Genomic DNA, 12,968 nt, shown 5'->3' with positions numbered 1-12,968 from the left:
GTGTACCTAGGGTTCCGAGGATATTCTCCTCCACAAATGGAAGAGAACCTGGCTGGTCCGAGCGGTACAGAATCCAGAATGGGTTTACACCGTGGGTAGAAAAAACCCAAGCGGAAAGTTCCACGTTATTAGGGGACTGCGCTTGGGATTTTATTTGTTCACTATTAGAGAGGTGATTCGATGGGACTAATCATTTACCTGAATGGCGCTTTCGTTCCTGAGGAAGAAGCGAAAGTATCTGTTTTTGATCATGGTTTTTTGTATGGAGACGGGATTTTCGAGGGGATCCGTGCTTACCATGGTCGAGTGTTTAAATTAGAAGAACACTTAAAACGTCTTTATGAATCTGCAAAGTCGATTAATTTATCGATTGGATTGACTAAGCAGGAAATGCAAGAGGTTGTTTTGGAATCGCTGCGCAGGAATGGCTTAAAAGATGCTTACATTCGCCTGGTGGTATCACGAGGTAAAGGAGATCTGGGTCTAAACCCGGATAATTGTTCCGGGGCTTCTATTGTGTGTATTGCAGCACAAATTAAGCTTTTTGAGGAAAGCATGTATGAGCAGGGATTAGACGTGAAAACTGTGGCAATCCGGCGGAACAACCCGGATTCTTTGAATCCGAGAATTAAATCCCTTAATTATCTTAATAATATTATGGCAAAAATTGAAAGCATTCAGGCCGGTGTTATTGAGGCCATTATGCTTACTCAAGACGGGTATGTGGCAGAAGGAACGGCTGATAATATCTTTATCTATCGTAATAATGTCTTAATAACCCCGCCTCTTTCTGCAGGCATACTTGAAGGTGTCACCCGAAATACAGTGATACAGCTTGCTGATGAGCTTGGAATCAACGTAAAGGAAGAGCTGTTTACTCGTCATGACTTGTATACGGCAGATGAATGCTTTCTCACCGGCACTGCAGCTGAATTGATTCCGGTAAGAAATGTCGACGGGCGTGTGATCGGAGCCGGTGTTCCCGGTCCTGTGTTTAAACAACTTCTGGAGGTATTTAGGGCTCATACCCATGTCAATGGTCCTGAGATTTACAGCATGTAAAAAGTAATAGCAGGGAGGGCAAAGACTATGAGTGAAGAAAAAAAAGGGTTAATGGGAGCGACCATCTTATTGAATGCCTTGCAGCAGGAAGGTGTCGAGGTCATCTTTGGTTATCCGGGTGGGGTATTGCTTCCATTATATGATGCCCTTCTGGATAGTCCTATACGCCATGTGCTGGGGCGGCATGAACAAGGGGTTGTGTTTGCAGCAGATGGTTATTCACGTGTTACAGGGAAAGTCGGAGTTTGTTTAGGCACCTCCGGCCCGGGGGCTACAAATTTGGTGACCGGTATAGCCAATGCTTTCTTAGACTCTATCCCGCTTGTTGTTTTAACGGGGCAGGTTCCAACCAGTTCTATAGGATCTGATTCCTTTCAGGAAGTAGATATCGTTGGAATTACAATGCCTGTCACTAAACACTCCTATTTGGTTAAGGATCCGCGTGATCTCCCCAGGATTATCAAGGAGGCTTTTTATATAGCCCGGACCGGCCGCCCTGGTCCTGTCCTCATCGATCTTCCCAAAGATGTATTAGCTGAGGAAAATGTTGTTCCCTTTTCCAATGAAATGAAATTGAAAGGGTACAAAATTTTTGGCCGGGATAATAATGGTCAGATTGAAGAAGTGGCAAGAGCACTTTCAGAAGCCAGCAAGCCGGTTTTTTATGCCGGAGGCGGTGTGGTGACTGCCGGAGCTGAAGGGGTCTTAAAACAATTTGCTGAAAAAACGGGAGCACCGGTGGTCACAACCTTGATGGGAATAGGGAGCCTGCCGCTTGGACATCCTAATCTATTGGGTATGGTGGGGTTGCATGGCACGGTAACAGCGAATTATGCTGTTAATGATTGTGACTTGCTTATCGCTGTGGGCGTACGTTTTGATGACCGTGTAACCAATGGTCCCGGAGATCGATTTGCGACCAATGCTAAAGTTATTCATATTGATATTGATCCTGTCGAGATCAGTAAAGTTGTTAAAACGGATATTCAAATTGTAGGGGACGCCCGTAAGGTCCTGGCAGAGATTATCGAGGCCCTGCCCAAATTTGTCTTGCCGGAAATTACAGACTGGTGGGATCAGTTGCGTGAATGGAAGGAAAATCATGCTTTAGATTATGATAAGGACAGACTCACGCCTCAGATGGTGATGCAATGTCTGGGAGAGATCGCGGGAGGAGAAACCATCATCACTACGGATGTAGGTCAGCATCAAATGTGGGTAGCTCAGTATTATCCTACAGTCAATCCACGCAATTATGCGAGTAGCTGCGGACTTGGGGCCATGGGCTATGGACTTCCTGCCGCAGTAGGAGCGCAAATAGCTCGCCCGGAGGATAGGGTCGTATTGGTAACAGGGGATGGATCCTTTCAAATGTCGATTCAAGAGTTGGGGACAATTGCTCAGAATAATCTGCCCATAAAAATTGTGCTGATCAATAATGGGGTTCTGGGAATGGTTCGGCAAATGCAAAAATTATTTTATGGAGAGCGGTATAGTCAAATTCAGCTTCAAGGGAACCCGGATTTTGTTAAAGTGGCGGAGGCCTATGGTATTCGCGGGATCCATGTTAATTCCCTGGAGCAGGTGCGCAGTGCCTTTGAGGAAGCTTTTAAACATCCTGGGGCAGTGCTGGTAGATATTAAAATTTCAGAAGATGAAAATGTTTTGCCTATGGTCTCGCCGGGTAAGGTCATTACTGAAATGATTGTGAGGTAATCATATGTTGCATACACTTGCAGTTCTTGTAGAAAATAATCCTGGTGTTTTGATTCGAGTGGCAGGATTGTTCACACGCAGGGGGTATAATATTGATAGTCTTACGGTATGTCAGACAGAGGATCCTGAACTTTCACGAATGACGATTGTCGTTAATGGGGATGATCAAATCATTGAGCAAGTTAGGAATCAGCTGAGCAAACTGGTGGTTGTTCAATCAGTCGCAGATCTGTCCGGACAAAGTGTTGTGGATCGGGAGCTGGCCTTAATCCGCGTTCAGGTCAGCCCGGAAACACGATCTGCGGTTCTCCAGACAGTGGATATTTTCAGAGGACGGGTTGTAGATATGGGAAGAACCAATATTACCGTAGAGTTGACAGGGGACATTCCTAAAATAGACGCCTTTGTTCATGCCATTCAACCTTATGGTTTATTGGAGCTGGTGCGTACCGGAAAGGTTGCAATTTTGCGATCTGAAGCATAGAGAAAGATTTTACCAAGTGTAGTATAATAAATAAGGCCTTGCAGACAGGCTTAAAGTTGAAAGGGAGTTATGAATAATGGCAAAAATGTACTATGAAGTAGACGCAAATCTGGAGTTATTAAAAGGCAAAGTTATTGCAGTAATGGGTTATGGCAGCCAAGGACATGCTCAGGCTCAAAACCTCAAAGATTCCGGTCTTAATGTTGTAATTGGGCTTCGCCCAGGCAGTGCTCGTACAGAACGGGCTCAAGCAGCAGGCTTTGAAGTTATGACGGTAGAAGAGGCGGCCAAACGCGCCGATGTTATTCAGATTTTGCTTCCTGATGAAACCCAAAGTAAAGTTTATAATCAGGAAATTAAACAACATCTCACCGCAGGCAAGGCTTTAGTCTTCTCTCACGGATTTAACATTCATTTCGGACAAATCGTTCCTCCAAGTGATGTGGATGTCTTCATGGTCGCACCTAAAAGCCCAGGGCATTTAGTGCGCCGCACCTATACTGAAGGTGCAGGAGTACCGGCTTTGATCGCAGTCCATCAGGATGCTACAGGAAAAGCTAAAGAATTAGCCTTAGCTTACGCTAAAGGAATCGGATCGACTAAAGCGGGCGTACTGGAAACAACCTTTGGAGAAGAAACCGAAACCGACCTTTTTGGAGAACAGGCAGTCCTTTGCGGAGGGGCGTCCGAACTGGTTAAAGCTGGTTTTGATACCTTAGTTGAAGCAGGCTATCAGCCGGAAATTGCTTACTTTGAGTGCTTGCATGAGCTTAAACTCATCGTCGACTTAATGTATGAAGGCGGTATGAGTTGGATGAGATATTCCGTATCTGACACGGCTCAATATGGAGATATGACGATTGGTAAACGAATCGTTAATCAGGAAACACGTAAAGAAATGAAACGTGTGCTCGAAGAAATCCAAGATGGCCGTTTTGCGAAAGCCTGGTTGCTGGAAAACCAAGCCAATCGTCCGACCTTTAACGCGATGACCCGTATTGAAGCAAATCATCCTATCGAAAAAGTTGGGGAACAGTTAAGAGGAATGATGAGCTGGCTGAAAAAACACGAGTAGGGGTAACGTTATCGGAAGGAAGTAGAGTAATGCGCCGGATCGAGATCTTTGATACAACGCTTAGAGATGGTGAACAATCTCCCGGAGTAGCACTTAATGCAGATGAAAAATTGCAAATCGCTCATCAATTAAGCAGGCTGGGGGTTAATGTTCTCGAAGCAGGATTTCCTATTGCCTCCCTTGGAGATTTTGACGGAGTGCGCAGGATTGCCCAGGAAGTAAGAAATGTAAGTGTAGCGGCTCTGGCCCGGGCGAATGCCAAAGATATTGAACGTGCCTGGGAAGCAATTTCGGGTGGAGAATCCCCACGTATTCATACGTTTATTGCCACTTCGCCGATTCATATGCGTTATAAATTGCAGAAATCTCCCGAAGATGTGCTGGAGCAGGCTGTTCAGGCGGTCCGATTGGCCAAATCTAAAGTAGCTGATATTGAGTTCAGTGCGGAAGATGCTTCGCGCAGTGAGGTGGATTTCCTGGCCAAGGTCTTTTCAGGTGTTATACAAGCGGGCGCCACTGTACTCAACATTCCGGATACTGTGGGATATGCGACACCTGAAGAGTATGCTGCCTTTTTACGAGCCATTATGGAGCGAACCGCCGGCATAGAGAAGGTTAAAGTCAGTGTCCACTGTCATAATGATCTGGGTCTGGCAGTGGCCAATTCCCTGGCCGCTGTCGGGGCAGGGGTGCATCAGTTGGAGTGTACCGTGAATGGGATCGGAGAACGGGCCGGAAATGCAGCCTTGGAAGAACTTGTGATGGCGCTGCACACCCGCAAGGATCAGTTTGGTGCAGAAACAACGATTGTGACATCGGAAATTGCCAGGACGAGTCAGCTGGTCAGCCGCTTAACCGGTATGGTGATTCAACACAATAAGGCTATTGTGGGTAAGAATGCCTTTGCTCATGAATCGGGTATTCACCAGGATGGCATGCTTAAAGAACGGTCCACCTATGAAATTATGTCGCCAAGTGTCATTGGAGTGGATGTTGAATCCATTGTTTTGGGGAAACACTCCGGACGGCATGCGGTTCAGCAGCGACTTACGGATTTAGGGTTAAATTTAGAAGAGAGTCAGTTTGAAGACTTGTTTTCCCGTTTTAAACTGTTGGCAGATCGTAAACGGGAAGTAACGACTTCGGATTTGTTCTCCTTAGTAGATGAACAAAAAGAAAAGGCGGAAGAGATCAGCTTAGATTATTTACAGGTTTCAAGTGGCACCAATTTAGTTCCCACAGCAACAGTCGGTCTCCTGTATCAGGGGCAGCGCCAAGCAGATGCAGCCTGTGGGGACGGACCGGTCGATGCTGCGTTTAAAGCCATTGATAAGGTACTGGGGACTAATGGTAAACTAACCCACTATTCCTTGCAGGCTCTTGATGGCGGAGAAGATGCTCAGGGAGAAGTTACAGTTAGTGTGAAATTCGGAGAGAATCTGGTTGCCGGACGCGGGGTAAGTACGGATATTATTGAAGCAAGTGTGCGTGGTTATCTCCAAGCGGTAAACCGCGCCTTCGTTCGGGGTTGGATAGAAATCAGAGCGAATAACGAGAGCTAAACCATAGGTCAAAAGGAGGAAAAATAATGCCTAACGTTCTAGTTCTCCCTGGAGATGGAATTGGGTTAGAGATAACCCCTGAAGCGGTAAAGGTATTGCAAGCAGTGTTAAAAGGCCATTCAACTACGCTTAATTTTGAATATGGGTTGATCGGCGGAGCTGGGATTGATGAGGCAGGCAAGGCTTTGCCGGATGAAACATTAGCAGCGGCACAGGCAGCTGATGCGATTTTGTTGGGATCAGTTGGCGGTCCTAAGTGGGACACTCTGCCGGCACCCCAACGCCCGGAGTTGGGAGGACTGCTGGCGCTTCGTAAAGCTCTGGGTCTGTTTGCCAATATCCGCCCTGTGAAAATGCTGCCGATGTTGGTGGAAGCTTCTACCCTTCGTACCGAAGTCGTTAAGAATGTTGATCTGGTTGTTCTGCGTGAGCTGACAGGTGGACTTTACTTCGGGGAGAAAGGGAGAGGAACAAATCCCAATAGTGCATTTGACACATTAGTTTATACAGAAGAGGAAATCCGGCGCATTGTTGACCTCGGTTTCCAAATGGCAGCTAAGCGCCGGGGCAGACTTTGTTCTGTGGACAAAGCGAATGTCTTGGAATCCTCCCGTTTTTGGAGAGAGATTACCTTGGATATTGCTAAGAACTATCCGGAAGTTGAATTAACCCATATGTATGTGGATAATGCAGCTATGCAATTGGTCCGCTGGCCCGAGCAATTCGATGTAATCGTAACAGAAAATATGTTCGGTGATATCCTTACAGATTTGGCATCCATGTTAATGGGGTCGATCGGAATGATCTCCTCGGCAAGCTTAAATGGAGGCAAAGGACTCTACGAACCAGCTCATGGATCGGCGCCGGATATTGCGGGCAAGAATATTGCCAACCCCTTAGCTACAATACTCTCCGGAGCCTTAATGCTGCGTTATTCCTTTGGATTAGAGCATGAGGCTCAGATGATCGAAAAAGCGGTTGAGCGCGTCTTGCAAGAGGGGTATAGAACGCCTGATTTAGCAAAATCAGGGGATAAAGTACTAGGAACCCGGGAAATGGGAGATGCTGTTGTAGAGGCATTAAAGTAGAGGATCAAATATAGTACTTGAAATTTTTGGACCAGTGAGTTAGAGTATAGTAAGATGAATAACGCCTAAAGCATGAGATCGACCCAGTATGGTAGACGTTGGTGTTCAGAGAGAAAAGCAATTGCTGAGAGTTTTTCCGCCTATGGTATCAGAAACCCAGTCGTGATGCTCTGATGATGAATCGGACGGTTTCCACCGTTATTGGAATTTTGTTGGATCAATCTGGCAGCATAAAGTTGGCATTGGCAATAAAGGTGGTACCGCGGAAGGCTTCTTTCGTCCTTGATAAGGATGAAAGGAGCCCTTTTTTCTGGGTAATAATAATACGGTTTAGGAAGGATGGTAGTGGGATGTCACAAAGTATTGGTTTTATTGGTGGGGGAAATATTGCGGAGGCTATGATCAGCGGTCTGAAGAAGACGAATAGTGCACTGGAAATCCGAGTGACTAATCTTTCAAATCATGGACGTATTCAGGGTTTGGTTGATAGATATAAGGTTATTGCGGCTCCGCTGAAGGAACTCGTGGAAGATTCGAGGGTCTTGATTATTGCAGTGAAGCCGAAGGACGTCCAAGGCGTGCTTAAAGATTTAACGGATTTTTCGCTGCAGGATAAGCTGGTTATTAGTGTGGCAGCGGGTGTCCCTTTGAAGCTTTTTAATAAATATCTGCCCGGGGTTGCAGTTGTTCGGGCGATGCCAAATACCTCTACTGCCGTGCTTCATTCAATGACCGGCTTAGCGCGGGGGGATAATGTCACTGATGAACAGGCGGAGATAGGAGAGAAGATTTTCTCGGCTACAGGACGAATTATGTGGGTGCCGGAAAAAAACATCAATGCCTTAACAGCAATTAGCGGAAGTGGTCCGGCCTATTTTTATCTGTTTGCGGAGAGCTTGATTAAAGCGGGGATAGAATTAGGACTCAGCGAAGAGGAAGCCGAAATATTAGTCCTGGAGACCTTGATTGGCTCAGGAAAAATGATTGCCGAAAGTGATAAATCGCCGGGGAGGCTTCGTGAAGAAGTCACTTCTCCCAATGGTACAACTTACGCAGCTTTGAATGTTTTTATGGATGAAAAATTAGCTCAGACTGTGCTGAACGCTGCTAAGGCTTGTGCGAAGCGTGCAGAAGATCTGGAAGGAGAGTATTCCGAGTGTTAAGTGACGTGCGTAGAGTGGTCTTGAAAATAGGGAGCAGTAGTTTAAACCATCAGCAGGGTGGGATAGATGAGCGGGCAATTGATGAGATTGTCTCGGTTATTGCAGCCTTAAAGGAAGATGGAGTGGAGTGTATTATTGTTTCATCAGGGGCTGTTGCCGCGGGAATGGGGCAACTAAAGCTGCAAGGCCGGCCCCGGGATTTAGCGGGAAAACAAGCTGTAGCGGCTGTGGGCCAAGGGGTACTCATAGAGATGTATACCCGAAATCTCGAACAACATGGTATTATAGCTGCTCAAGTATTGTTATCTCGAATTGATTTGGCGCAAGCATCCCATTATAGGAACGCCCAAAATACACTGGAGAAATTGCTGCGTCTGCAAGTCGTACCGATCATTAATGAAAATGACACAGTTGCGGTAGAGGAACTTTGTTTTGGGGATAATGATACTTTGTCTGCTTTAGTGGCAGGCCTGGTCGGGGCCGACTTATTGGTCATTTTAACAGACGTCGATGGCTTGTATACGGCCAATCCGAAAAAGGATTCCTCCGCTCAACTTATTAAAGAAGTGACAGAGGTATCCGCTGTTGAAAGTATGGCGAGCGGGGCTGGAAGTCTTTTAGGAACGGGAGGGATGGTCACCAAATTGAGAGCTGCCAAGATTGCCACTCGTTTTGGGATTGGTATGCTTCTCTTGAATTTCACACGTCTTCAGGAACTTAATTTCCTGACTAAGGGTCAGAGTCCCGAAGGAACCTATTTTCAGCCGGTAAAGCATCGTCTTGCCGGTCGGAAACGCTGGATTGCCTATGCAGGCTTAACTGAAGGAAGTATCCAAGTCGATGATGGGGCGGCTAAAGCTCTGGTGGAAGAAGGCAAGAGCCTGCTGGCCAAAGGAATCATTGCAGTGGAAGGGACTTGGGAACGGAAAGAAATCGTTCGGATTATCAATACGAAAGGAGAAGAGATTGCCAGAGGGGTAGCAGAATTGACTAGGGATGAAGTACAGACAGTGAAGGGGCTGCATTCGGAAAAACTGCATCAGCTTTTTAGGGATTTTGACGGGGAAGAAGTGGTTCATCGCGACAATATGACACTTATATAAACAAAGGAGGCAGATTCTATGATTTTCCCGGAATTAATTGAGATCGGGCAAAAGGCTAAACAGGCCGCACGGCAGTTGGCTTGCGCAAGCACTGAGGCAAAGAACAATGCTTTAATCTCAATGGCAGAGGCGCTCCTGAAAAGTGAAGAAGAAATCCTGAAAGCCAATGGCTTAGATGTTAAGGCGGCTGAAGAGAAAGGTCTTAAGAAGAGTCTGGTTAATCGTTTGAAGCTGACATCGGCAGGCATTTCCCAAATCAGCCAATCCCTTAAAGAAGTCGCCGCTTTGAGGGACCCTGTCGGGGAAGGGGAAGTCTGGACGCGGCCGAATGGACTGCGTATTCAACAAACCCGGGTTCCTTTGGGAGTTGTGGCGATGATCTATGAAGCACGGCCCAACGTTACTGTCGATGCGGCTGCTCTGTGTCTGAAGTCAGGCAATGTGGTGATTTTAAGAGGTGGATCAGAGGCTTTAGAAAGTAATAAAGTTTTAGCCGGAGTTATTGCCGAGGCTGCTGAGGCCGGCGGACTGCCCTCAGGATGTATCCAATTGATTACGGATACGAATAGAGAGTGGGTTCAGCAATTGATGCGTTTAAATGATTATGTTGATGTCATTATTCCCAGAGGAGGAGCCGGGTTGATTGAAACGGTGGTGCAAAATGCCACTGTACCGGTGATTGAAACCGGTACAGGCATGTGTCATGCTTTTGTTGACCGGGATGCAGATTATGAAAAGGCGTTGCCCATTATTATTAATGCCAAGACCCAAAATCCGGGAGTGTGCAACGCCTTAGAAACTGTGCTCGTGGATGAGGGGATTGCGGAGAACTTTCTTCCCTTAATCGGTGAAGAACTTAAAAAGAAACAAGTTGAAATTAAAGGTTGTCCGCGAACCTGTGAACTGTTGCCCTATGCTCTCCCGGCTAATGAGGAAGACTGGGTTCTGGAACACCTGGACCTTATATTAAGCATAAAAGTTGTGCCGGATCTGGATGGGGCACTGGATCATATCTTCCAATACTCTACCAAGCATTCTGAAACAATTATTACCGAGAACTATACCAAAGCTCAACGGTTTTTAAAAGAAGTTGATGCGGCTGCTGTATACGTAAATGCTTCAACCCGCTTTACGGATGGAGGACGTTTTGGCTTTGGGGCGGAGATAGGAATTAGCACTCAGAAGTTACATGCCCGTGGACCTATGGGTCTGAAAGAATTGACGACGATTAAGTATATGGTCTATGGAGACGGACATGTTGTAAAATAATTATTGGCTGGACTTTTGCTGATGATTAAGTTATTCTTAGCTTGGTATTGTGGGTCCATTTTAAGGAGTGGCTGGGATGGCAGGTTTTTACCTTAATATAAAATAAGAATGATGCAGAAATTAAAGGCCGCCAATTTTCTGGCGGCCTTTAAAGATAGATAAATGATCACTCAATACAATCATCCTATGTGCGAGAGTTTGTGAAGGTAGGGGCAACGGCAGAAAAAGGGTGTGAATTAATTGGAGTGGGATATCGCGGAAAGAGAATTATCTGGATTAAGCGTCTCAGCGAATGGGAAAAATGAGCTTGTTACTGTAGAGGGAAGTTCGAATGAATTCGAGTGCATCGGTGTGGGGACTGACGCTGCCGTATTTCGTTCTTTGTCTGAGCCACAGTATGCTTTTAAAGTATTTAGCAATGATAAGCTAGGGAAGTTAGAAAGTGAGATTGAGGTTTATCAAAAACTGGGCCGTTCAGAGTATTTCCCAGTGTATTATGGCAGAGGATTAAATTACCTTGTGATTAGTTTTGAAGAAGGGGTAACTCTCTACGATTGTCTATGGCAAGGGATTCATATACCACACCAGGTTATTTTGGATGTCGACAACGCAATTAGCTATGGATTAAGCAAAGGACTAAACCCGAGAGATATTCATTTAAAGAATATAATCCTTCATGAAGGCAGAGCTAAACTTCTTGATGTCTCTGAGTATATGAAACCGGGAAACGATCGAAGGTGGGAATACTTAAAAGAAGGGTATATGGAATACTATCACTTATTTGATGGTAAAGCTCTTCCGCTCCTGCTGATTGAAACTGCACGAAAGTGGTATAACCTGACAAAGCCTGAAAGTTTTAATGTTCAAGACTTTGTCAAGGCGATCATTGTTCTTTTCCGAATGAGCAGATAGGGAATGTAAAAATAATCATTAATGTTAATAAGTGTTTGAAGCAAAAATATTGTAGCGACTGATGAAATTCAGTCGTTTTTTTGGTTTTAAGAAGTATTATTTCCAAGATGATTCAAAGGGGCAGCGCTTTCAGCTGCTATAAGAAAAAACACATAGTGTGGCCTTAGTGAAGTATTAAAGATGTTTTTAATTTGATTTTAAGAAATTCCTAATAATTTGACTTACTTTATTTTAAGAACTACACCTTATAATGCAGTTATGGCTGATGTCCTTTTGCTGAAGCTGCATCACTCTATATTAAAGAGTTAAACAGCTGGCAGCGGCGTGTTTAGGACGTTTGAGCCGGAAACGATTTTTGAGGGGGGCTATCGTTGAAGCATTTACGAATTCTTGTGTTTTCTGCAGCCTTTGGAAATGGACATTTTCGGGCTGCTGAAGCAGTTATTGAGGAAATACGTATCAAGGAACCTTCAGCAATTGTGACACATATAGATTTTGGGGATTTCCTGAGTAAGCGCTTTAATAGCGTGATTAAAAAACTATACTTTGAGTTGATCAAACATTCGCCAAAACTATGGGGGAAATTATATAAGCAAACCTCCAAGCTGAGTCCTAAGTCGAAAATTCAGCGTTTTTTGAATCTATTAGGCCGCTCTGATTTTCTCAAATACATTCAGGAATTTGATCCTGATCTGATCGTCTGCACTTATCCAACAGTCTCTTCGATCCTGGCTCAGCTGAGATTAGAGCATATATTACAGGTTCCGGTGGTCACGGTCATTACGGACTACACGGTTCACGGTCATTGGATCCATCCAGGTGTGGATGGGTATATGGTGGCTTGTGAAGAGGTTAAGGAAATGTTAGTGACAGCGGGAATCCTTGAACAACGAATACATGTGACAGGAATCCCGATTAGTCCAAAATTTGAAAAAAAGAAGGATCGGGAAGAGATTATCTCTGCTCTGGGACTTAAACCGGGTCTGCCGACCTTTCTTGTAATGGGGTCCTATGGTAACTGGGAAAGCACGAGAAAAATCTGTACAACACTTGCAGATTCAGGACCACCGGTACAGTCAATTATTGTATGCGGGAATAATAAAAAATTGTATCATTCTTTGCAAGATCTCGTTGCCAGTGCCCTTAATCCCCTGATTATCTTAGGGTATGTTGATAATATGGAGGAATTAATGTCCGCAGCGGATCTAATTATAACCAAGTCCGGAGGTTTAACTGTCACTGAAGCACTAACGATGGACCTGCCGCTCGTTATCTATAAGCCTATACCGGGTCAGGAAGAAGAAAATGCAAACTTTGTGCAGCGCATCGGTGCGGGACAGGCCGCAGGTTCAGACAAGGAATTGGAAGGATTACTTAAGTGTTTTATAAGCCATCCGGAGGAACTTGAGAAAATGAGGGAGAAAGCAAGATCTGCTTTAATGGGTCATTCGGCAGAACAAACGGTTAATCAGATGCTTCAATTAGTGGCGAATTCAAGCAAAACCCAAAGAACTGGATGATTCCAAGGAGATAG

At 45.2% G+C, this 12,968-nt stretch carries 11 protein-coding genes; all 11 read left to right on the top strand.

What is annotated here, in order from left to right; genetic code table 11:
• Window positions 1-180: 180 nt before the first annotated feature.
• The 11 genes from ilvE (at window position 181) to DESYODRAFT_RS15980 (ending at window position 12,954) form a co-directional block, all read left to right on the top strand.
• Window positions 181-1,062, top strand: coding sequence for a branched-chain-amino-acid transaminase (gene ilvE, locus DESYODRAFT_RS16030; RefSeq protein WP_007784706.1), 882 nt, complete (start codon window positions 181-183; stop codon window positions 1,060-1,062).
• A gap of 27 nt (window positions 1,063-1,089) precedes the next feature.
• Entirely contained in the window at window positions 1,090-2,778 is a 1,689-nt protein-coding gene (gene ilvB / locus DESYODRAFT_RS16025; RefSeq protein ID WP_007784705.1) for a biosynthetic-type acetolactate synthase large subunit, read from the top strand.
• Between the two features lie 4 nt (window positions 2,779-2,782).
• Window positions 2,783-3,262 carry an acetolactate synthase small subunit gene (gene ilvN, locus DESYODRAFT_RS16020; protein ID WP_007784704.1) on the top strand — a complete coding sequence of 160 codons (480 nt, stop codon included), beginning with the start codon at window positions 2,783-2,785 and terminating at the stop codon, window positions 3,260-3,262.
• A 76-nt stretch (window positions 3,263-3,338) separates the two neighbouring features.
• Complete coding sequence (gene ilvC / locus DESYODRAFT_RS16015) at window positions 3,339-4,337, top strand: ketol-acid reductoisomerase (protein WP_007784702.1); 999 nt, start codon at window positions 3,339-3,341, stop codon at window positions 4,335-4,337.
• Window positions 4,338-4,366: 29 nt separating this feature from the next.
• Window positions 4,367-5,899 (top strand): 2-isopropylmalate synthase, encoded by a 1,533-nt coding sequence (locus DESYODRAFT_RS16010; RefSeq protein ID WP_007784700.1) that lies wholly within the window; start codon window positions 4,367-4,369, stop codon window positions 5,897-5,899.
• A gap of 26 nt (window positions 5,900-5,925) precedes the next feature.
• Entirely contained in the window at window positions 5,926-6,987 is a 1,062-nt protein-coding gene (leuB, locus tag DESYODRAFT_RS16005) for a 3-isopropylmalate dehydrogenase (protein WP_007784699.1), read from the top strand.
• Between the two features lie 350 nt (window positions 6,988-7,337).
• Window positions 7,338-8,150: a pyrroline-5-carboxylate reductase gene (proC, locus tag DESYODRAFT_RS16000; RefSeq protein ID WP_007784697.1), complete on the top strand. Its 813-nt coding sequence runs from the start codon at window positions 7,338-7,340 to the stop codon at window positions 8,148-8,150.
• Window positions 8,144-9,253, top strand: a complete 1,110-nt coding sequence (gene proB / locus DESYODRAFT_RS15995; protein WP_007784696.1) for a glutamate 5-kinase — start codon at window positions 8,144-8,146, stop codon at window positions 9,251-9,253. The genes proC and proB overlap by 7 nt, the downstream gene beginning before the upstream one ends.
• An 18-nt stretch (window positions 9,254-9,271) precedes the next feature.
• Window positions 9,272-10,522, top strand: a complete 1,251-nt coding sequence (locus tag DESYODRAFT_RS15990) for a glutamate-5-semialdehyde dehydrogenase (protein WP_007784695.1) — start codon at window positions 9,272-9,274, stop codon at window positions 10,520-10,522.
• A gap of 240 nt (window positions 10,523-10,762) precedes the next feature.
• Complete coding sequence (locus DESYODRAFT_RS15985; RefSeq protein WP_007784692.1) at window positions 10,763-11,434, top strand: protein kinase family protein; 672 nt, start codon at window positions 10,763-10,765, stop codon at window positions 11,432-11,434.
• A gap of 371 nt (window positions 11,435-11,805) precedes the next feature.
• Entirely contained in the window at window positions 11,806-12,954 is a 1,149-nt protein-coding gene (locus DESYODRAFT_RS15980) for an MGDG synthase family glycosyltransferase (RefSeq protein WP_007784691.1), read from the top strand.
• The last annotated feature ends 14 nt before the right edge of the window (window positions 12,955-12,968 follow it).

Origin of the sequence: Desulfosporosinus youngiae DSM 17734, from assembly GCF_000244895.1 — a bacterium.
Taxonomy (GTDB): domain Bacteria; phylum Bacillota; class Desulfitobacteriia; order Desulfitobacteriales; family Desulfitobacteriaceae; genus Desulfosporosinus; species Desulfosporosinus youngiae.
This window is presented reverse-complemented; position numbering and strand designations above follow the sequence as displayed.

Bases quoted from the DNA above. Each gene is read 5' to 3' on its own strand.
- DESYODRAFT_RS15990 (WP_007784695.1), top strand. From the start codon at position 9,272: ATGATTTTCCCGGAATTAATTGAGATCGGGCAAAAGGCTAAACAGGCC.
- DESYODRAFT_RS16010 (WP_007784700.1), top strand. From the start codon at position 4,367: ATGCGCCGGATCGAGATCTTTGATACAACGCTTAGAGATGGTGAACAA.
- leuB (WP_007784699.1), top strand. From the start codon at position 5,926: ATGCCTAACGTTCTAGTTCTCCCTGGAGATGGAATTGGGTTAGAGATA.
- ilvB (WP_007784705.1), top strand. From the start codon at position 1,090: ATGAGTGAAGAAAAAAAAGGGTTAATGGGAGCGACCATCTTATTGAAT.
- ilvN (WP_007784704.1), top strand. From the start codon at position 2,783: ATGTTGCATACACTTGCAGTTCTTGTAGAAAATAATCCTGGTGTTTTG.
- ilvC (WP_007784702.1), top strand. From the start codon at position 3,339: ATGGCAAAAATGTACTATGAAGTAGACGCAAATCTGGAGTTATTAAAA.
- proC (WP_007784697.1), top strand. From the start codon at position 7,338: ATGTCACAAAGTATTGGTTTTATTGGTGGGGGAAATATTGCGGAGGCT.
- ilvE (WP_007784706.1), top strand. From the start codon at position 181: ATGGGACTAATCATTTACCTGAATGGCGCTTTCGTTCCTGAGGAAGAA.